This window comes from Paenibacillus sp. BK720 (assembly GCF_011761545.1).
In the GTDB taxonomy this organism is placed as follows: domain Bacteria; phylum Bacillota; class Bacilli; order Paenibacillales; family Paenibacillaceae; genus Pristimantibacillus.
On record NZ_JAASRQ010000001.1, the window covers coordinates 1,542,190 to 1,563,644 of the forward strand.

Below are 21,455 nucleotides of genomic sequence, written 5' to 3' on the forward strand. Positions count from 1 at the left end.
AATTTGGCGAATGGCTATCTTGTACAGGGGAGGTATTATTGTATAATAATGTGGAACCGTGGTTAGAGAAGGAGGGGCAAACATGCGACGGCGATTTGTTATAGAAGCGGTTATGGTGGCAACGTATGGACATCTCCTTATTCCGAGCCGTCCGATTGATTACGTCGTGCCTTATTCATCCATTCTTGAATTGTACGATATGAGAGACGGGGCAGAGCCGGTAATGGATGATCCGGAGGATGACGCGCATGTAAAGAGCAAAATCGGCGAGCTCATTACATTTTTCGAGGATCCGCTCAACCGGAAAAAGATCGAACGCGCCATGCAGGTGCCTTGGCGGGAAAGCTCTCCGCTAATCTTAAACGACAGGATACAGTTCACGGTTGTACATGCCGTAGATAACGCGCATTATGGCGAATATTTCGACCCGATCGAGACAGAGCTGCTTCTGACCAGCTCGAAGCTGCAAATTCCGCTGTTGTCCGATCAATTCGAATTTCAAGATAAGCTGCTCGAAGCAAGGGTGCCTGTCCAGGTATACGATATCGAAGATTTCGAGTTTGCGGTGGAAGAGGGCATCTCCATTAAGGATGCGAGCCAGTTCGGGGATTCCTAATAAATTAATAGCGGTTCGACAAAATCAGCTATTGCAAGAGAGAGAGTCCGTCTGTTACGATACGAACAGATTACACGAAATACAATTCCGAAGGGAAAGGGGTGTCCGGTATGCGGAATCAACAACAGGCAATGATTGTTCTGGTTCGTTTTTTCCATGCATGCCGTGCAGGCCGCCTTCGCGATGTGACGTCTTTAAGCGGATAGCTATCCGCTTCATGGCGTTTGCGTCTTTGCAAGGATCCCGAGCCTAATTGCGGCTTGGGGTCTTTTTTTGTTTCTTTTTAACCAGTGAGGGGAGGCATACAAGAGAGTGAAGGTATTATTGCGGGTATTAGCGTACGTAAGACCAAGCGCGAAATGGGCGGCAGCGGCAATCGTCGTCATGCTGTTCGCTACGATCTTCGACCTCGTGGCGCCATGGATATTGCGAGAGATCTTTGACGAAGGCATCAAGAAGGAAAATGTATCGCTTATTTTATGGCTAACCTTGCTCTTGATCGGAGTTCAGGCGTTAAAAAGCGCGGGGATGTTCGTGCAGGGCTACTCCCAGGAGCTTGTCGGGCAAAACGTTGTGTTTAAGCTAAGAGAGCAGCTTTACGCGCAACTGCAGCGATTATCCTTCTCGTATTACGACAAGGCGCAGACCGGACAGCTCATGTCCCGGATGACGGGCGATATCGAAGCCGTCAAAAACTTTGTCGGCTTTGGCGCAATGGGCTTGCTGACCGGCTTGTTGACCTTTGTGGGTACGATGATCTTTATGCTGTGGATGAATTGGAAGGTCACCTTGATTAGTACGGTTACGATCCCGCTCATTCTCCTTATTTTATGGTGGTTCAGCAACAAGGTTGGTCCTGCCTGGTCCAGTATACGGGAGCAGACCGGACGGCTGACGACCACCCTACAGGAAAACATTGCGGGCATCCGAGTTGTGAAATCGTTTGCGACGGAAGAGGTTGAACAGCAAAAGTTCGCCGAGCGGAACAAACAAAACTTCGATACCAATATGGACCGCGCCAAATTGGAAGCGAAGGCATTCCCGTTGATGGGCTTGTTCGGGGGATTAACCTTTGTTTTGATGATCTGGCTGGGAGCGGTATACGTGGCTCGGGATGAAATGACGCTGGGGACGTTTATGGCTTTCCAATGGTATACATGGGGAATTATTTGGCCGCTCAACATGCTGGGCTGGCAGATTAACATTATGCAGCAGGCAATCAAGGCGGCTCCGCGCGTATTCGAGGTTCTCGATACGCCTTGCGATATTGTATCGCCGGAGAACGGAGTCCAAACCGATCACATGCGAGGTAAGGTCTCCTTCCGCAATGTCAGCTTCTTCTTTAACGACCAGGATCAAGCGAAGGATCAGCCGATTATTGACGATATTTCCTTCGAAGTTGAACAGGGTGAAGTTATTGCCGTATTAGGCGCAACCGGTTCGGGAAAAAGCAGCCTGATCGCGCTTCTGTCCAGATTTTACGATGCATCTTCCGGTACGGTGCAGATTGACGGCATTAATGTCCGCGACTACGACTTGGATGGCCTGCGCCGAAATGTAGGGATCGTACCGCAGGAGACGTTTCTGTTCTCCGCTTCTATCCGGGACAATATTGCTTACGGCTACCCGGATGCGACAATGGAGCAAATCGAGCATGCCGCTCAAAAAGCGCAAATCCATGATTTTATCACGACCATGCCTCACGGCTACGACACCTTGATTGGCGAGCGTGGAGTCGGGCTTTCCGGCGGACAAAGACAACGGGTGGCGCTTGCGAGAGCGATTCTGATGAATCCTCCGATTCTGGTCCTCGACGAAGCAACCGCCAGCGTGGATACGGCAACGGAGTCGGCCATCCACGAGGCGCTGCTTGAAGTCATGAAAGGCAGAACCACCTTCATCATTGCGCAGCGCTTGTCCTCGATTCAGCATGCCGACCGCATTCTCGTATTGGAGCAAGGTCGTCTGATCGAGCAGGGTACCCATAAACAATTAAGCGAGCGGAACGGATTCTTCCGTCAGCTGTTTGAACGTCAGAAGCTCGCGGCAGGACGCTAACGGACAGGAGGGGAATACATGAGTCAAGTGGAATGGGACGACGACAGCGAGATTGAGGAGAAACCCTTTAATCCCGCCTATATGAAGAGGCTACTCGGTTATTTGAAGCCTTATCGCAAGACGCTTACTCTTATTATAGGCGTTGTCCTTGTCAATATGATTTTAAGCCTGGCAGAGCCCTTGCTGCTTGGATATTTGATTGACGAAGGCATTACCAAAGGGAATTTTACCGCTATTCATCTGTTCGGTATTACTTTGCTCGGCATCAAGCTGATCGGCTGGGGCTGCGGCTGGGTACATACCAAATACATTAACTTTACCGGCCAGCGCATCTTGTACGATCTTCGCCAGCAGCTGTTCAATCATCTGCAGAAGCTGTCCTTCCGCTTCTTCGACGGACGACCGGCAGGGAAAATCATGTCCCGTATTACGAACGATACAAACGCGATTGGCGAACTGATTAACGGCGGTCTGATTACAACCGTCATGGAAGTCACGCACCTGGTCGGAATTGTGGCGATTCTGCTCTGGATGGATTGGAAGCTGGCGCTTCTGTCCTTCATTATGATGCCGCTTTTGTATCTCATCGTAAACCGACTGCGCCCGAGAATTGAAGGGGCATGGACCCGTTCGCGCAAGACGATGTCGGCCATTAACGGACATTTGAACGAAACGATTCAAGGCATCCGCGTTGTTCAGGCATTCTCGCGCCAGCACAAGAACAGCGCAAGGTTCGAAGGGATTAACTTCCGGAACAAGCAGGCTTTCATGCGCGCCATTATGCTGGAGTCAACGGTTTATCCGCTGGTCGAGCTGGTGGGGATGATCGGTACTTGCATCGTCGTTTGGTTCGGAGCCAAACAGGTAATGGACGGTGCGCTTACGATCGGTTTCGTCATGGCCTTCATCAATTACTTGTGGCGTTTCTGGGGACCGCTCAGCGCCTTGTCCAAGGTATACAGCCAAGTGCTGTCGGCGATGGCTTCCGCTGAACGGATCTTCGAAATTCTGGATACGGATGCCGAGGTAACGGATGCGGCCGACGCTCGCCGCATGCCGGCGATCCGCGGGGAAGTGGCGTTCGAGAACGTATCGTTCCGTTATGAAGAATCGAAGCCCGATGTGCTTCATGGCGTCAGCTTTAAGGTTCGTCCCGGGCAGCGGGTTGCGCTTGTCGGACCAACGGGTGCGGGGAAAAGCACAATCGTTAACCTGTTGATGCGATTTTACGATGCAACCGGGGGAAAAGTTACGATCGACGGATTGGATATCAAAGACGTCACGCTGGAGTCTCTGCGCAGGCAGATGGGAATCGTTCTCCAGGATTCGTTTATTTTCTCGGGTACCATCGAACAGAACCTGCGGTATGGCAATGAAGGGGCATCAAGGGAGCAAATGATTCAAGCCTCGGAAAGCGTACGGCTGGACCGTGTCGTTGCGTCCATGAATGAGGGCTATGATACGGAAGTAGAGGAACGGGGCTCGAAGCTGTCGGTTGGCCAGCGGCAATTGCTTGCGTTCGGAAGGGTGCTGTTGTCCGATCCGCGGATTCTCATTCTGGATGAAGCAACCTCTAGCGTGGATACCGAGACGGAGCAGCATATCCAGGAAGCGCTGGAGACGTTGCTGAACGGACGAACCGCCTTTATCATCGCGCACCGTCTCTCGACGGTACGCGACGCGGATCTTATACTTGTTGTCCAGGACGGACGAATCGCGGAGCAGGGCTCGCACAACGAGTTGATGATGCACGGCGGTCTGTACGCGAAGCTGGTAAATACGCAGCTTAACATGCAAGAGGCTGTGTTGACGCAAGTTCAAGCTTAATTCGCGGCTTCGCTTGCCTGCTTAATCCGGTCGATCGCTTCGGCCATCGTTTTATCCGTAAGATGGGCGTAGATTTGGGTCGTCTCGGGAGAGGCGTGCCCAAGCTGCTCCTGAGTCATATAAATATCGTTACGCAGATAGTAATCGGTTGCGAACGAATGGCGGAGCTTATGTACGCTTAAATAAGGCTTGCCGAAGCGTTTCGCATACTTGATTACCATTTCCTGAATGGCGCGTTTGGTCATTCGGGAGCCTTCTTTTTTGCCGTTAGCAATGGCAAGAAAGAGGGCTTTTTCGCGTTTTGGCGCTTTGTAATGGGAGTCTCTCATTTGCAAATAAGCCGTTAGATCTTCCACCGCTTCCTGACGGAAATAGACGGGAGTCTTGAAGGTATCGTCGTTCTTGCCTTTTCGGTAGACATAGGCGAGCTTCTTCTTCACGTCTATATCGTCGGTATTCAGGTTTACGATTTCGGAGACGCGAAGGCCGGAATGAAGAATCAGACTGATAATGCAGCTGTCTCTGGTTCGATTAAGCTGGTAAGAATATAACGCCTGCTTGTTCTCCGCAACATCCTTCTCGTAATCGGCATGAATATAGGCCAGAAATTCGTGAATTTCTTCTTCCTGCAGCAGCTTGCCTTCCAGCTTGGCCGCCGTATCTTTTGGCTTATGCGTCCGTTTGATCGAGACCTTGGCCATCACGTTCCGCTTCAATAGCGGATAGAACTCTTCATCCTCCGCAATCTGGCTCAAGTAATGAAAGAGGGACCGGAGAGAAGACAGCTTGCGCGTAATGGTCGTTCTGGTATTGCTATGGTTCGGATTGGTCGCAAGGAACATCCGGAAGGTATCAATGCTGTCCATATGCAGCCGTTCAAGCTCGATAAGCTGGACGTCCTTCACCTTCTCCGCGCTCGATAAGCCTTCGGCGATCAGCCATCCCATAAACGTCTCGTAATCTCTGACATACTCCAGCAATGAAGAGGGAGAGAGGTCGGGAAGCTTGTAGTTGATAAATTTCTCCACATACCAGGGCATCATCGGAACACGCCGGTCGAGCTCCTGCCGATCCTTGATTTTGATCACATTCAATGCTGTTCACCTCGCTTCAAATCTTCCTATATTGTACCAATTCAAGCGATAGGGAACAATCAGAAGGATTCCGAAGCTAGGAAAAAGTTAGCTTAGCAAATAAATGTAATTAATGTATTTGGGTTACTATATTATTTTCTGTATGTTAAACTCGTGTAAAACCTGCCGTTACTAAACAAAATATTTCCAATTAATGATTTATACAATTATTAATTAAATGAGAGGAGTATTAATGTTGATTAATAATCAAATTTATAAATATAGTATTGCCATTATTCTAGCATTCATGATGACGGTTGCCATGCCGCTTCAGGCTGCAACAGCAGCGGCGCCGGCTACACTCAGCTATGGCGACTCTGGTCCGGATGTTCCGGATTTGCAGTTCCGACTGAAGACGCTGGGTTATTTCGATAATACGGCGATCACAACGTTTTACGGCAAAATGACGGAAGAGGCCGTTCGCAAATTCCAAGCGGATTACGGACTGAAGTCGGATGGCGTAGCGGAGGAGAAAACCTGGACCCAGCTGAAAAAGGTGTCCGCCAATCAGGAAGAGCTTGATCTCCTGGCACGCATCGTGTATGCGGAAGCTCGCGGTGAGTCGTACAAAGGCCAGGTGGCCGTTGCGGCGGTTGTGTTAAACCGTCTTGATGCTGACGGCTTCCCTAAAACCATTAAAGGCGTTATCGAACAATCCGGCGCGTTCACCGCGGTAGATGACGGCCAATATTATTTGAAGCCGGATTCTACAGCTTACAAAGCCGCGCTTGATGCGCTTGGCGGCAAAGATCCGTCGAATGGCGCGTTGTACTATTTCAATCCAAAGACGGCGACATCGAAGTGGATCTGGTCCCGCAAGCAAACCGTTCAAATCGGTAATCACATCTTTGCGGTGTAAAAGGTAAAGGAAGGGCTATGCAAAAAGCTTGCCCGATATCGGCATGGTTTATTTAAAGAAATAATGGACGAAGGCGCATTCCTGCTCGGATCGAGCGGAAATGCGCCTTTTATTTTATCCATAAATAAAACTGCCCTATATTTCCTAACATTCATACCTTTGTTATACTAAAAATTAAATCCTTTGTACAAATTCTAAATAAAATAAGGTGATCTCATGGAATCGAAACGTATTGCAGCAGAAAAAGCAGTTGAACTGGTTAAAGACGGGATGAAAGTAGGACTTGGAACCGGCTCTACCGCTTATTGGGCGATTCAAGCGATTGGCCGACGGGTGAAGGAAGAAGGGCTAACCGTTCAAGCGGTCGCAACCTCGGTTCAATCCGAGCAGCTGGCGAACGAACTTGGCATTCCGATGATGCCGTTTGCCGATGTGGACATGCTTGATTTGACGATTGACGGAGCGGATGAGGTTGATCCTGCCCTGCACTTGATCAAAGGCGGCGGCGGCGCGCTGCTCCGCGAGAAGATTGTTGCGGCTGCAAGCAAGCAGCTGATTATTATCGTGGACGAGAGCAAGGATGTGAAGCAGCTGGGCAAGTTCCCTCTGCCGGTCGAGATTGTTCCGTTCGCGTTCGAGCTGACGGTAAAGAAACTTCGCAAGCTGGGCTGCGAACCGAAGCTGCGCAAGAACGGAGAAGCTCTGTATGTCACCGATAACGGCAACTATATTGCGGATTGCGAATTTGGCGCCATTGCCGATCCGGAAGCGCTTCACGATGACCTGAACCGCATTCCCGGCGTTGTGGACAACGGATTGTTTATCCATATGGCAAGTCTTGTTATTGTGGGCTCCGCTGACGGTTCGATCAGGAGCGTTACAAAGGAATAAGCCGACCAAACTGCAGGAAGGGTGGAGAAGCATGAGCAAGAGGTTTGCGTTGATAACGGATATCCATGGCAATATGCCAGCGTTAAAAGCAGCCCTTCATGAGATCGACACTTTGCACGAAATTGACTCCATCTATTGCTTAGGGGATATAATCGGTATCGGGCCGGACACGAATGAAGTTCTTCATGCGCTTTTCGCAAGGGAGGATGTATCCTTCGTATCCGGCAATCATGATGAGGCCGTGCTCGCGATTATCAAAGGCGAATCTTATCCACAGAGCCATTTCCATTCGGAACGTCACCATAAGTGGATAGCGGAAAGAATGGACAAGTCCTTTGTACCGCTGCTAGAACGCATGCCCCGCGTGATCCGAACCGTAGAGTGCGGCAAAAGCATGCTTTTCACCCATTATCATATTGCCCGTGATAAATGTAAGGATCCGATCAGCAAAGATCCGTTTAGTCCGATCGTTGAACCAAGCCTGCGCAATCTGGAAAAGCTGTTTAGCGGATATGAAGACGCATTGATCGCTTTTGGCCATCATCATCCGGTTCATTATTTCCGGAACGACAGACAAATGTATGTTAATCCGGGTTCCCTTGGCTGCAACAATAACTCTACCGCAAGGTACGCGATTGTAGAGGTGAGCGATCAGGGCTTGGAGGTGCAGCTGAAGGAAGCGGAGTATGATAATTCGGCATTCCTTGCTTCTTATGCAAAGCTGGATGTGCCCGACCGGGAATTTATTTTGCGGGTCTTTCACGGGGATCAGCTCAGAGTCTAAGCCTGAGGACCATGGACAACATAGCAAATTGTTTTGTTTCGGTAAGGCTGCCTCGAGTAACTAATATAAACAACACGAAGCAGGGGCATCCGAATGCCCTTGCTTCTTTACTTATCCGAGAAGAAAGAAAGAATGCTATAATAGGAATGCTTTGGGATTATTAGAGGAGGTATTGTCTTGCTTACGTTTCGCGACAGCGCACGAGAAGACTTCAATAGAATAGCCGCTTTTCCCGCCAAGGCCTCGGAAGCCTTTTACATGTTTCCGAAAGGAACGTTTCCGGTCTAGCCGCAGCTTCTATATGAGCTGTCATTAACCAGGAGGGTACCTACAATAATCGAGTACAACGGTGAGCCGGTCGGGTACTCCAATCTATACGATGGTTTAAACCATACGACTTAAAGCGTTAATGAATGAGGAAGGCATCGAGATTGCAGGAATACTAATGAGGATAATCCTGTAAAGCGGGAGTGAAACAGTCAGCATGAGTATGTGGAGCGGGGTTCTTGTAGGATTGTCAATTGCAGCCCCGGTTGGACCGATTGGCGTGTTATGCATGAAAAGAACCATCAACCAGGGCCGATGGTATGGCGTTTTATCCGGTCTGGGAGCGGCTTCCGCGGATGCCGTATACGGGCTCATTGCCGCGGTCGGATTTACGGCGTTAACGAATGTACTGGTTGACCAGCGTATTTGGATTCAATTTATTGGAGGATTGTTTCTATGTTACTTAGGTTATCAATCGGTCCGGGCTTTACCGCAAAGCGGGAAAGAGTTTCAATTAAATAACGGATTGGCGAGAGCCTATTTGACCACTTTTTTTCTCACTGTGACCAACCCAATGACGATCTTGTCGTTTACGGCTATTTTTGCGGGCATACCCCACTCGGCGAAAGCGACGGCAGAGGATTCGTTTCTGCTTGTGTTGGGAATCTTCCTTGGCTCCATGCTGTGGTGGCTTATTCTCGCTGAATTGGTTGGGATCATCCGGACGGCTCTGAATGCCAAGGCTATGCGATGGATTAACGTATTATCAGGTGTCGTATTGCTTGCTTTCGGAGTGTGGTCTTTGGTAAATGGGTTATTTTTTCAATAACATCGTTACTATTTGTATTTTATTAACTTGATATAAATTAGTAGGTTAATAATGATGACTCGGTTGGGAACTTTGGAACAATGACGAAGAATATGTAGTAATTACGGCAAATTTTTAATGAATAATTTACCTCGTCGCGGGGTGAATTTTTCTTTCGAAAAAACGGCTCAGCCCCTTTGACTTAGGAGCTATGGAAGTGATATATTAATCGAAGTTTGTTTTTACGCGTTAAGGAAAGGATGCAAAAAAAGTGGCTACAAGCGAAGACATCACGAAACCGAAACTAATACCGACCAAAATTTTGAAATGCAAAAATCCAGATTGCAAAGCATGGATTCGGGATGAAATGGCTGCCGAAGAACAATTGTGTCCAATGTGCAAGGGACCGATGGGACGGAGCATGAAGCACTTGCCGGCTCTTCAGAAGAAAGCGAAGCCAAAGCCGCGCAAGCCAAAGTCGGAATTTGATTTTTAGTATTTAACTTATGGGGGAATTAGCCAAACGGCTGCGTCTGGAAACGCAGCCGTTTGTGCTTTGCGGAGGAAGGGAAATAAGTGAGCAATCATTATCCATTTGAGTTTGATCCCAAGCTTCCGTTTATTCAGCAGGCAAGCGACTGGATAGCGGATGTCTTTTATGAACAGCTGCCTGAAGCGGGCTTTGAAGTTCGCGACGAACAGATTTATATGGCTTTTCAGCTTGAAAGAGCGTATGCCGAGAAACAGACGATTTTTGCGGAAGCGGGTGTTGGCACGGGTAAAACCCTTGCTTATTTGCTCTATGCCATCAGCTACGCCCGTTACACGAGAAAGCCGGCCATCATTGCCTGCGCCGACGAATCCCTTATCGAGCAGCTTGTAAAGCCGGAGGGGGATATCGCTAAGCTGGCCCGCTATTTGGAATTTACGATCGATGCGAGACTCGGCAAATCGCCCGATCAATACCTTTGCTTGAACAAGCTTGACGATGCTAGAGCGGCATTTGATGAGGACGCGGAAGCTTTTGACGAGATTTTCCGCGGATTGCCTTCCTTTGTTCACAAGCCGGAAACGATGCAAAGCTTTCAACCTTACGGCAACCGAAAAGACTACCCGTCATTAAACGACGAACAATGGTCCAAGCTAGGTTGGGATGTATTCCAGGATTGTCTGGTTTGCGACAGAAGGCACCGCTGCGGTCAGACCTTATCCCGCGATCACTATCGGAAAGCTGCCGATCTGATCATATGCTCGCATGACTTCTACATGGAGCATGTATGGACTTACGAGGCACGCAAGCGCGAGGGTCAGCTTCCGCTCCTTCCACAGCATAGCTCGGTCGTCTTTGACGAAGGGCATCTGCTCGAGACCGCGGCGCAGAAGGCATTAACGTACAAGCTGAACCACGCGGTATTCGAGGGCATCATAACGCGCCTTCTGCAGGATGAGATTCGGGAATCGCTGGCGCTCGCGGTAGAGGATGCCATTGTGCAAAGCGAACATTTATTCGCGCTTATCGCCTCCCATAGCAAGGCTGTGACCGCATCCAGCCGCAAAGAAGTGCTATGGAGCCCTGAACTGGTCCGCGAGGTGAACCGCCTGCAGGATATGCTAGCTTCCATCGAGGAAGAGCTTGTGTTCGAAAGCGGTTTGTTTACGATCGATGATTACCAGCTCAAAATTGTGGAAGAGCATATCGAAATGATTCAATTTGCCTTGTCTTTGTTCAAGCGGGAAGAGAAGCCGATCAGTTGGGCATCGGAAGAAAAAGACGGTCTTACGCTTGTGATCATGCCAAGATGGGTGAAGGAAGTGCTCAAGGAGCAGGTATTCTCGAAAAAAATGCCTATCGTGTTCTCGTCGGCAACCCTGTCTGTCGGAGGAGAATTCAATTATATCCAAGACAGTCTCGGAATCGAGCAGTCTTTATCCTTCTCGGTGCCATCTCCATACGAATATGGGGAACAGATGCAGGTGCTTATGCCTGGCGAATCGGCAGCCCAGCTGAGCTGGGCGGATAAGATGAAAGCTGCCGGGAATCTCTTGGAGCGAAAAGGCGGACGTACATTGTTCCTGTTCCCTTCCATGGAGGAGCTTGAGCGTTTCCGCAAGGAAGCAGATGAAAGCGGCCTTACGGAAAGCTATCGCTTCTTGTTCGAGGGTTCGGCTGAGATTAGCCATCTCATCGCCGAGTTTCAAAGGGATGAGACAAGCGTACTCTGCGCGGTCACTTTATGGGAAGGACTGGACATACCGGGTCCATCCTTGTCGCAGGTTATCCTGTGGTCGCTTCCGTTCCCTCCAAATGATCCTGTCTTTGAAGCGCGTCGCGGCGATTCCGCAAATCCGTTTGCGGAGATAGACATGCCTTATATGCTGCTCCGGTTAAGACAGGGCATCGGCCGCCTCATCCGCGCCCGCGATGACCGCGGTACGGTTGTCATTTTCGGCACGGAGCTTCATGACAATGCTGTCCGCAATCAGGTTCTAAACGTATTGCCTGAGGGTGTCTCGGTAGAGACTCTAACTCAAAAATAAACACGAAAAGCCAAGAAGAGCAGGATGCTTTTCTTGGCTTTTCTATACTACAATAGAACTTATAAGTTTGAGCCGGGAAAGGAAAAGGACAATGATTCAATTATTAAGAGTGTCTGCGGAGCATGCCGATTTTCGCGCGTTGATTAAGCTGTTGGACAAGGATCTATGGAATCGATACCCCGACACGCAGCAATTTTTTGATGCGCATAATCAAGTCAAGCTGGATGCGAATGCCGTAGTTGCTTACCTCGATGATAGGCCGGTTGGCTGCGGCTGCTACAGGGAGATGAGTGACGAATATACCGTTGAGATCAAGCGCATGTTTGTCAAAGAGGAAGCAAGGGGCAGAGGAATAGCTAAGCGAATTGTGAAAGAGCTGGAGCAATGGGCAGCCGAGGAAGGAAAGCGGGAAGCGCTCCTCGAGACGGGGACGGGACAACCGGAAGCGATTTCGTTGTACAAGAAATTAGGTTATGTCCGGGTTGCAAACTACGGGCCTTATATCGGCAGCGAAGAAAGCGTTTGTATGGGGAAAAAGCTCGTTTAATGCAGCAATCAGAGCCAAGAACAATACGTTCTTGGCTCTTTTTTATTTACTTGATCTGCTCGATAAATCGCTTGGCTGCGCTGGACAACGGCATATTCCGCATGTTCATCATGCCGATGTGCGAAGGAGGGAGCGGGATGTCGAGCTGGATCTCGAACAAGGAACCCTCCGCAAGCTCCTTCGCAACAAACTCGCGGGTAACATACGAAATCCCGAGCCCTCTGCGGGCGAACTCGATCAACAGATCGACGCTGCCGACTTCAATCTCCGGCTTGATCATGTAACCGTAGCTATGGAATATTTCCGTGATAGTCATACGGGCCCGGCTGTTGCGGGAGAATAGGATGATGGGGTACTGCAGCAGCGTGTTTAGAGACAGGACTCGGTTTTTCAAATCGTTATAGACCGCCCCGGCCACAAAGCAATCCTGAAGCTGAAAGCTTTCCTTTACTTCAAGCTGGGGATCAACGATGGGCATGCGGACAACTCCAAGATCTATTTTGCCCTCTTTCAGGAAAGTAATGACTTCGGGCGTGGTGCCATGGTTCAAATGCAGCTTGATGCCGGGATATTTCTTGATGAAATCCTCCAGGTAAGGGAGCAGATAATGTTTAAACAAGGAATCGCTGCCGCCGATCCGCAGCTCGCCGTTGTCCAAATTTTTAAGCGCAATCATTTTCTCTTCGGCGGTGTTGATCAGAATTTGGGACTGCTCGATATAAGAGTACAAAATCGTGCCTTCCTGGGTTAGGGCAACGCCCTTGGAATTGCGGTAAAACAGCGTCAGGCCAAAGCTTTCCTCGAGCTGCTTGATGGCATGGCTGACGCTTGGTTGAGTGAGGTAGAGGACCTTTGCGGCCTGGGTCAAACTTCCTGTTTTGGCCGCCCAATAGAACACCTTGTATAGTTCATAGTTATTAGTCATAGACGTGGTCGATAGCTCCTGTAAAATATATTAATTACTTGTATGGCTCCTAATCGTATTATAGTGGAATTACAGAAAAATAAAACAGAAGCTTTTCAAAAGTTCTGTTGGAGGGAGAGTAACCATGGAACCCGTAACATTTGTATTATTTGGTGCTACCGGCGATTTAGCCAAAAGAAAAATATATCCTGCCCTATACAATTTATTCGTTGATGGAAAGCTTCCGGAGGCCTTTTCTCTTATTGGTCTCGGGAGACGGGATTGGACCGACGAGTTCTTCCAATCGAATATCGAACAGTCTCTCCGCCAATTCTCCAGACGCGAGATTCAAGACACGGCTTTGATGCAATCGTTCATTCGAAAATTCCGTTATACGGTGCTCGACATCGGCCGTACGGATGATTATAAGAAATTGCTGGGCATTATCGAGGAGCGTGAGAATGCTCTGCAGCTTCCGCCTAACCGGATGTTCTATTTATCGGTAGGTCCGGAGTACTTCGCAACGATCGCTTCGAATATTGCGGAGAGCGGTCTTGGCTCCGCTGCAGGCTGGAAACGCCTGGTCATCGAAAAGCCGTTTGGCCATGATCTGCAATCGGCCCGCGATTTGAATGAACAGCTGAGCAAATCTTTTGCCGAAGAAGAAATTTTCCGGATTGATCATTATCTTGGCAAACCCATGGTTCAGAACCTTGAGGTTCTGGAATCAGCGAACCCGATCATACAAGCTCTGTGGAGCAACCGATATATAGCAAACGTACAGATTACCGCAAGCGAAACGGTTGGCGTCGAAGAGCGCGCGGGGTATTACGACCATGTTGGCGCCATAAGGGACATGTTCCAGAACCATATGCTTCAAATGCTGATGATGCTGGCCATTCATCTTCCGCACAACAGCTCGCCGGAGGATGTAAGGAAACACAAGAAACAAGTCATGGAATCCCTGATTCCTCTATCGAAATCGGAAATAAGCGCCAATGTTATACGCGGACAATATGCTTCCGGTTCGATCGGGGGTAATCCGGTAAAAGGCTACCGTTCCGAGCCGGGCATTGCCGCCAGCTCCATGAACGACACTTACATTGCGGCGAAGCTGCAAGTGGATGATTATTTCTGGCGAGGAGTACCGTTCTATATCCGGACCGGTAAAAGGCTTCAGGAGAAATCAACCCGCATTGTGGTGGAGTTCAAGGAAGCTCTGCATCAAACTTCAACGGCGTCGCTTGGCGGAGCGCCGAATCTCCTTCTCATTGAGATCAACCCGAACGAAGGCATTATGCTGCAGCTCAACACGAAGGAGAACGGCGAGCTGAAGCCGGTTCAAATCCAGCTGCATGAGAGCAGCAAGGATATACCCGAGGCTTATGAGAACCTGATCTTCGATGCGCTGGTCGGCAATCCAACCTTTTTCGCGCATTGGGATGAGGTGGAGCTTGCCTGGGCTTGGGTACAGCCGATTCTAGACGCATTCCAGGAAAATCTCGTTCCACTCGCTTCTTACGAAGCAGGCTCCAATGGACCGGCGGAGGCTGACGCTATGTTAGCCGCAGACGGCTTCCATTGGTGGTTTGATTCGAAGGAAAATACAGTAACGAAACGGAAGGATGAAGAGTATGCTTACTAAACTGGACATTGATCAATTATCCATCGATACGATCCGAACGTTGTCGATCGATGCAATCAACGCCGCGAATTCCGGTCATCCGGGGCTGCCGATGGGGGCGGCTCCGATGGCATACGCGCTGTGGGGCAAGCATTTGTCCCATAACCCTGCAAATTCCAAATGGTTCAATCGCGACCGCTTTGTTTTATCGGCCGGTCATGGATCCGCGTTGCTGTACAGTCTTCTGCACTTGACGGGGTACCAGGTTTCCATCGAGGATCTGAAGCAGTTCCGCAAGCTGAACAGCAGGACGCCGGGACATCCTGAATACGGTCATACGGACGGCGTAGACGCTACTACGGGCCCGCTTGGTCAAGGGATTGCGAACGCGGTTGGCATGGCGATGGCCGAAGCGCATTTGGCCGCCAAATACAACCAGGAAGGCTTCCCGGTTGTGGATCATTATACGTACGCTCTTGTTGGAGACGGCTGCTTGATGGAAGGTATTTCCTATGAGGCGATGTCGATGGCTGGACACATGAAGCTGGGTAAACTAATTGTACTGTACGATTCGAACGATATTTCGCTCGACGGCGAGCTTAATCTGTCGTTTGGGGAAAATGTTCGCAAGAGAGCAGAATCCGCGCAGTGGGAATACTTGCGTGTAGAGGACGGCAATGATCTTGCCGCTATTACCGAAGCGATTGAAAAAGCGAAGCAAAACGTTTCTCAACCAACCATCATCGAGATCCGTACAATCATTGGTTACGGCAGCAAGGCTGCGGGTACTAACAAAGTACACGGAAATCCGCTTGGCAAGGAAGAAGCGGTCGCAACAAAAGCGGTTTACGGCTGGCAGTATGAAGAAGAATTCACGGTGCCGGAAGAAGTTAAAGCTCATTTTGCCGCACTGAAAGGGCAGGGTGCTGCGAAAGAAGCCGCTTGGAACGAGCTGGTTGCATCATACACGGCGCAATTCCCGGAGCAAGGCAGCGAGTTTGAGCAAGTGCTGAACGGCACGTTCAAGCTGGACGCTGCCGACATTCTGACCTTCGACACCTCGAAATCCATCTCGACTCGCGTGGCGAGAGGCGAAGCGATTAATCATTTCGTGAAAATCGTACCTTCGATTTTCGGCGGCAGCGCCGATCTGTCCCACTCGACGATGACGGATATTCGCGGTGAAGGCAAGTTTGCCGTTGATTCCTACGCGGGCCGCAACGTTTACTTCGGCGTACGCGAGCATGCGATGGGGGCGGCCGGCAACGGTATGGCGCTGCATGGCGGCGTAAAACCTTTCGTAAGCACCTTCTTCGTCTTCAGCGACTATCTGCGTCCGTCCATTCGCCTTGCAGCGCTGCAGAAGCTGCCTGTCACATACGTGTTCACGCATGACTCCATCGCGGTTGGGGAAGACGGCCCTACTCATGAACCCGTCGAGCAGCTGGCCGCACTCCGTACAATCCCCGGTCTGACGGTTATCCGTCCTTCCGATGCGAATGAGACGGCAAGCGCATGGGCTTACGCCTTGCAGCAGCAGGAAGGTCCGGTAGCGTTGATCCTGAGCAGACAGAACCTGCCGATTTACGAAGAAACAAAAGCTAATGTGGATGACGTTGCAAAAGGCGCCTACATCCTGACGGAGACAAATAGTCAGCCGGATGTCATTCTGATTGGTACAGGCTCCGAGGTATCCCTTGCGGTTAACGCGAAGAAAGAGCTCGAGCAAGAGAACATTTCGGTTCGCGTTGTGGCTATGCCTAGCCGTGAGCTGTTCGACCGCCAGTCCGAAGACTACAAGCAAAGCGTTCTTCCCGATTCGGTAACGAAGCGGATTGCGATTGAAGCAGGCATCTCGCTTGGCTGGGAACGTTATGCCGGCAAAGAGGGCAAAGTATTGTCCATCGATACGTTTGGCGCATCCGGTCCGGGCACAGCGGTTATGGAACACTTTGGATTCAGCACGCAAAATGTAGTAAAATTAGCTAAAGAATTTAACTAATAATATTATTCGGAGGTTGTTCATAATGAAATTATTCATCGATACAGCAAACTTGGAAGATATTAAGAAAGCCTACAAAATCGGCGTATTGTCCGGCGTAACGACAAACCCGTCGCTGGTTGCCAAAGAAGGCGTTAAGTTCGAAGATCGTATTGCCGAAATTTTGCGCGAAGTACCGGAAGTAGAATCGGTATCCGCCGAAGTTACGCCTGATGCGCTCACAGCGGAAGAAATGATTGCGCAAGCTGACGAACTCATTAAAATTAACAACTACGATAAAAATATTACAATCAAGCTGCCTATGACTTTGGCAGGGCTTGAAGCTTGCCGTTACCTGACGAAAAAAGGGGTTAAAACAAACGTAACCCTGATCTTCACGGTTAACCAAGCGCTTCTTGCTGCGCGCGCGGGCGCGACTTACGTATCTCCGTTCCTTGGCCGTCTGGACGATATCTCGGAAGATGGCGTTCAATTGGTCGCGAAAGTTGCCGAGCTGTTCCGCGTTCACAACCTGGATGCTCAAATTATCGCGGCGTCTGTCCGTCACCCAGACCATGTTACCCGCGTAGCGATGGCTGGCGCGCACATTGCAACGGTTCCGTTCTCGGTAATCGAGCAAATCTCGAAGCATCCATTGACGGATCAAGGCATGGAAAAATTTGCGGCAGACTGGAAGAAAACGACTCAACAATAATCCATATAGAAGGAAACACGCCAATCCCGGGATTGGCGTGTTTTTTTCATTTCATGAGCAAGGAAACGGTTAATCGATGATAACTTCTTTATTCGGATTGTGGAGATACTCGAACATCAGCTGGACTTGTTCAAGCGTATTTCGTTCGATGGAAAGCTCGGGCAGCTCGTCGATGCCGAAGAAACCGACATCGCTTGTTTCCACGCCTGCTGTTGCTTCTCCGCCAATGATCTCGCACAGAATAAACATTTTATAGACATGATAAGGGCTAGGCGGGTGGTTATGGAATTTCTTGTCGAGTACAGCCAAGAGACGTACGGCAGCGGTATCGAACCCGGCTTCTTCTTGCGTTTCCTTGACGGCGATTTCCTTTGGGGAATACCCCATATCGCTCCATCCGCCAGGCAGGGACCAACCGCCGTCTATTTTTTCCTTAACTAATAAGAGCTTGTTATCTTGGAAAACTACCGCGCGGATATCGGTTTTCGGTGTGGCGTAACCCTTGTCGCTGGCGAAGGCGAGGGCGATTTGCTCATGGCTAACGGAGGTGTATTCAGCCAAAATTTCGATACTCATCCGACGCAGCGCTTCATAACGCTCGATATCGTAAACATCCTTTGCGTAAGTTAACCCGGTTTGCGCGATAGCTTGCATTTGTTTAGCCCACTCTAACCATTTTGGTTCCATTTACGGAAATACCTTCTTTCTGTTTTTGGTCTATGCGTTAAGAAACTGTAAATGAGATTAACGGCTTGCCTTTATCCTTATATAATAAGGGAAAAACCTGGAGAGGAACAATCGACTTGAAGCCTTTATTCGAAGTATTGGCCGTATCATTCAAACTTGGCTGCACATCGTTTGGCGGTCCTACCGCGCATCTTGGTTATTTCCACAATGAATATGTGAAGCGCCGCCGTTGGATGGATGAACGCAGTTATGCCGATCTTGTCGCCTTAGCGCAGTTTCTCCCCGGCCCTGCGAGCAGTCAGGTTGGCATTGGCATCGGTATTTTGCGAGCTGGATGGCTTGGAGGAGTCGCGGCATGGATCGGGTTTACGATGCCTTCGGTTATCCTTCTTGTCCTGTTTGCTCTACTCATGCAAGGATTCGATATCGGCAATTCCGGCTGGATCCACGGTTTGAAAATTGTAGCGGTTGCGATTGTTGCCCAAGCGGTATTAAGCATGGGACAAAAGCTTGCGTCGGACCGGAACAGGGCGACTCTGGCGATCTTGGCTGCGGCTGTCACTTTATTGTGGCAGACTGCCGTAAGTCAGATTCTGATCCTCCTGGCAGCAGGAGGAATCGGCTATCTGTTGTACAGACAAGCTGAAGGAACGGAAACGAGCCTTACAGTGCCGGTACCTATCAGCAGACGTGCGGGAATGCTTTGTCTGGGGCTTTTTCTGGCCCTGCTAATCGGTCTGCCGGTTGTAAGGCAGCTCGTCGGAGGAGAGGGCTTGCTGGCCTTGTTCGAAAGCTTCTATCGCTCAGGCTCGTTAGTCTTTGGCGGCGGTCATGTGGTGCTGCCGCTGCTGGAGCGGGAAGTCGTGCCTACGGGTTGGATGAGCAAAGCGGATTTCTTGGCCGGTTACGGTGCCACGCAAGCTGTTCCCGGACCGTTATTTACGATAGCCGCTTACCTTGGCGCGATGATAAGCGGCGTGAAGGGGGCGCTAGTGGCAACGGTAGCGATTTTCCTGCCGGCTTTTCTGCTTATGGCCGGGGCGCTGCCGTTCTGGAGCACGCTTCGTCACAATGCTAAGGTGCAAGGCGCACTGGCAGGCGTTAACGCGGGGGTAGTAGGCATCTTGCTTGCCGCTCTGTATAATCCGTTATGGGTTACGGCCGTAAGGGAACCTCAGGATTTTGTGCTGGCCTTGCTGCTGTTCGGCATGCTTGTTTATTGGAAGCTGCCGCCATGGGTCGTTGTGCTCGCGGGGCTGACGGGAGGTTGGCTGCTGGGGTATATTTGAGAATTATTGCTTTAATTGTGTAACTCCATTCGGCAAGTTGAGTGGGGTTACATATTTTTTTTATTACAAATAAAGGATATCCCTAAGCGTTTAACGAACATACATTCTGATCAGAGTGACTGAAGGGATGAGGGAAATCATGACCGATATTACGATTTCATTTGGCAAAGAAGAAGAAAGCACCTACATTCGGAACAAACTAATCGAGTTTAACGCAAAGCACGTTCCGGAACATTTAAGTTCACGCTATGAAGAGATCAACTTAACGTTGAAGGACGAGAACGGCAGCATTATCGGAGGGATGTTGTCCACCCTTTGCTGGAACTGGATCGAAGTCGAAATCTTGTGGATTGACGATTCAAAGAGAGGTAATGGACTAGGGACGCAACTGTTGAGTCGGATCGAGCAGATTGCAAGAGAGAAGGGCTGCACGTTTATTAAGCTAAACACGTTCAGTTTTCAAGCTCCTCTTTTTTATCTCAAGCATGGTTATGTCCAGGTGGCCGTGTTCGAAGAGGCGCCAATCGGAAGCAATCATTATTACTTTAAGAAAACCATTGCATAGAGCAGGAGGCGTCATATGAGCGTTCAGCGCGTACCTGAAAAATGGGACAAGGAACAGCTTCTTCATTTGTCTAATATCTGTACTGGTTTTGAGTTTGGAGAGATTACCGAATGGTCCTGCAAATCGATTGGCCAGGAAAACAAAAACTTCGTAACGGACGGAGTCTATCGCATAGCGGGAACAAGCGAAAACAATGACGGTGAGCGTCGCTCATGGTCCTTTATTCTAAAAATCGTTATTCCAGATCCGATACGGGATGACCCCGCACATTATAATTATTGGCGGCGAGAAAGCTTAGTTTATGGTTCAGGTTTACTTGAGCATGTACCTTCGAATCTATTAACTCCCAAGTGTTACGCCATTGACAATAAAGATGACGGCTCCATTTGGTTGTGGATGGAAGATATGGGGCAGGAAGAGAGGCCATGGAAGCGTGAGGATTACGGCTATGTAACGGAAAAGCTAGGCGAGATACAAGCCGAGTATCTGCTTGGAAAGCCCCTTCCGGAATTCAAATGGTTAAACCGGCATTGGATGCGATCGTGGCTGCATGAATGCGAAAAATACCGCTATGAACCTGATGCTGACAATACGCGGATATTGCTATCGGATAAAAGAGCGGCAGCAATATTGGACCAATTTCGTCATTTTAAACCTTGGATCAATGATTGGCTGACTGCACTTGAACGGCTTCCTCAAACATTTTCCCATCAGGATTTTTATGAACAGAATATCATCCGGAATGATGCACGCCGGCGTGAAGGAAAGCTAACTTTGATCGATTGGCAGTTCGCAAGTATTTCAGGGGCGGGTGAAGATATAGGACGGTTCTTGGGTTTAGGTCTAAGTCGCGGCCATATACCGGTTGATCGGTTTATGGAGTATCGAGAGTTATTTATTTCTTCTTATATTAGCGGGCTAAGAAAAGTCGGATGGCAGGGGGACGCAGAGCTTGCCCGTTTTGGTTATTTTGCTGCGTTTTCATTACGCTCGGTGTGGGAAGTTCCGAAGATGCTCAAGAAGCTGGTGCAAAATCCAGACTCAACGGAAACCAAAAAATGGATGACCATTACGGAAATGCAGATGAAAACCGCCGTTGAAGCCGAAGGAATACGGGGCAGATTAGTAATTTGCTAAATTGGAAATTTAGAACGATCTGGCTGCTAAGTGTAAGCAATTAAATAAGCTGTTTGATGATGAATCTAACATTCAAAGGAGCTTCCAGCGATGGAGGCTTTTTTTTGCGTTCTCAAATATGGAAGAATCGCACTCGTTAATAAAAAAATCAAGATTTTGATGTCGGATTCGTTAGGATTGCGTAGGTATTCCATATAGTTGTCTACACAGCATGTTATCTAACCT

At 49.4% G+C, this 21,455-nt stretch carries 18 protein-coding genes; 15 read left to right on the plus strand and 3 right to left on the minus strand.

Annotated features, from left to right (window positions below):
• The first annotated feature begins 82 nt into the window (after positions 1-82).
• The 3 genes from FHT67_RS06990 to FHT67_RS07000 all read left to right on the plus strand — a co-directional run bounded on the left by FHT67_RS06990 (position 83) and on the right by FHT67_RS07000 (position 4,501).
• Complete coding sequence (locus FHT67_RS06990; RefSeq protein WP_132305099.1) at positions 83-616, plus strand: ADP-heptose synthase; 534 nt, start codon at positions 83-85, stop codon at positions 614-616.
• A 312-nt stretch (positions 617-928) separates the two neighbouring features.
• Complete coding sequence (locus FHT67_RS06995; RefSeq protein ID WP_132305101.1) at positions 929-2,674, plus strand: ABC transporter ATP-binding protein; 1,746 nt, start codon at positions 929-931, stop codon at positions 2,672-2,674.
• An 18-nt stretch (positions 2,675-2,692) separates the two neighbouring features.
• Positions 2,693-4,501 (plus strand): ABC transporter ATP-binding protein, encoded by a 1,809-nt coding sequence (locus tag FHT67_RS07000; RefSeq protein ID WP_167196740.1) that lies wholly within the window; start codon positions 2,693-2,695, stop codon positions 4,499-4,501.
• Here FHT67_RS07000 and xerS read toward each other — a convergent pair.
• Entirely contained in the window at positions 4,498-5,595 is a 1,098-nt protein-coding gene (gene xerS / locus FHT67_RS07005) for a tyrosine recombinase XerS (RefSeq protein ID WP_132305105.1), read from the minus strand. The two genes, FHT67_RS07000 and xerS, sit on opposite strands and share 4 nt — an antisense overlap.
• Before the next feature lie 232 nt (positions 5,596-5,827).
• Here xerS and FHT67_RS07010 point away from each other — a divergent pair, with 232 nt between their 5' ends.
• The 6 genes from FHT67_RS07010 (at position 5,828) to FHT67_RS07040 (ending at position 12,328) form a co-directional block, all read left to right on the plus strand.
• Entirely contained in the window at positions 5,828-6,493 is a 666-nt protein-coding gene (locus tag FHT67_RS07010; protein WP_132305107.1) for a cell wall hydrolase, read from the plus strand.
• A 216-nt stretch (positions 6,494-6,709) separates the two neighbouring features.
• Positions 6,710-7,384, plus strand: coding sequence for a ribose-5-phosphate isomerase RpiA (gene rpiA / locus FHT67_RS07015; protein WP_132305109.1), 675 nt, complete (start codon positions 6,710-6,712; stop codon positions 7,382-7,384).
• Positions 7,385-7,415: 31 nt separating this feature from the next.
• Positions 7,416-8,168, plus strand: coding sequence for a metallophosphoesterase family protein (locus tag FHT67_RS07020; RefSeq protein ID WP_167196742.1), 753 nt, complete (start codon positions 7,416-7,418; stop codon positions 8,166-8,168).
• A gap of 484 nt (positions 8,169-8,652) precedes the next feature.
• Positions 8,653-9,264, plus strand: coding sequence for a LysE family translocator (locus tag FHT67_RS07025; protein WP_132305115.1), 612 nt, complete (start codon positions 8,653-8,655; stop codon positions 9,262-9,264).
• A 555-nt stretch (positions 9,265-9,819) separates the two neighbouring features.
• Positions 9,820-11,781, plus strand: coding sequence for a helicase C-terminal domain-containing protein (locus FHT67_RS07035; RefSeq protein WP_167196745.1), 1,962 nt, complete (start codon positions 9,820-9,822; stop codon positions 11,779-11,781).
• A gap of 91 nt (positions 11,782-11,872) precedes the next feature.
• Positions 11,873-12,328: a GNAT family N-acetyltransferase gene (locus tag FHT67_RS07040; protein ID WP_167196748.1), complete on the plus strand. Its 456-nt coding sequence runs from the start codon at positions 11,873-11,875 to the stop codon at positions 12,326-12,328.
• Positions 12,329-12,374: 46 nt separating this feature from the next.
• On the opposite strand, the gene FHT67_RS07045 is transcribed toward FHT67_RS07040, so the two are convergent.
• The gene (locus tag FHT67_RS07045; RefSeq protein ID WP_132305123.1) at positions 12,375-13,253 is read right to left on the minus strand and encodes a LysR family transcriptional regulator; all 879 of its coding nucleotides are present in this window, start codon (positions 13,251-13,253) and stop codon (positions 12,375-12,377) included.
• Positions 13,254-13,377: 124 nt separating this feature from the next.
• Here FHT67_RS07045 and zwf point away from each other — a divergent pair, with 124 nt between their 5' ends.
• From zwf to fsa, 3 genes are read left to right on the plus strand one after another with little or no spacing between them, the layout of a single operon-like run.
• Positions 13,378-14,877: a glucose-6-phosphate dehydrogenase gene (zwf, locus tag FHT67_RS07050; protein WP_167196751.1), complete on the plus strand. Its 1,500-nt coding sequence runs from the start codon at positions 13,378-13,380 to the stop codon at positions 14,875-14,877.
• On the plus strand, positions 14,867-16,858 hold the full coding sequence (gene tkt / locus FHT67_RS07055; RefSeq protein ID WP_167196753.1) for a transketolase: 1,992 nt from the start codon (positions 14,867-14,869) through the stop codon (positions 16,856-16,858). Before zwf ends, tkt begins: the two co-directional genes overlap by 11 nt.
• 25 nt (positions 16,859-16,883) lie before the next feature.
• Positions 16,884-17,552: a fructose-6-phosphate aldolase gene (fsa, locus tag FHT67_RS07060; protein ID WP_132305129.1), complete on the plus strand. Its 669-nt coding sequence runs from the start codon at positions 16,884-16,886 to the stop codon at positions 17,550-17,552.
• A 69-nt stretch (positions 17,553-17,621) separates the two neighbouring features.
• Here the strand turns inward: fsa and FHT67_RS07065 are convergent, their stop codons facing one another.
• Positions 17,622-18,239, minus strand: a complete 618-nt coding sequence (locus FHT67_RS07065) for an NUDIX hydrolase (RefSeq protein WP_167196756.1) — start codon at positions 18,237-18,239, stop codon at positions 17,622-17,624.
• A 116-nt stretch (positions 18,240-18,355) separates the two neighbouring features.
• On the opposite strand from FHT67_RS07065, the gene FHT67_RS07070 reads away from it, so the two are divergent.
• The 3 genes from FHT67_RS07070 to FHT67_RS07080 all read left to right on the plus strand — a co-directional run bounded on the left by FHT67_RS07070 (position 18,356) and on the right by FHT67_RS07080 (position 21,230).
• Positions 18,356-19,528: a chromate transporter gene (locus FHT67_RS07070; protein ID WP_167196759.1), complete on the plus strand. Its 1,173-nt coding sequence runs from the start codon at positions 18,356-18,358 to the stop codon at positions 19,526-19,528.
• Positions 19,529-19,667: 139 nt separating this feature from the next.
• Positions 19,668-20,093: a GNAT family N-acetyltransferase gene (locus FHT67_RS07075; protein WP_132305135.1), complete on the plus strand. Its 426-nt coding sequence runs from the start codon at positions 19,668-19,670 to the stop codon at positions 20,091-20,093.
• A gap of 15 nt (positions 20,094-20,108) precedes the next feature.
• Positions 20,109-21,230, plus strand: coding sequence for a phosphotransferase (locus FHT67_RS07080; protein WP_132305137.1), 1,122 nt, complete (start codon positions 20,109-20,111; stop codon positions 21,228-21,230).
• The last annotated feature ends 225 nt before the right edge of the window (positions 21,231-21,455 follow it).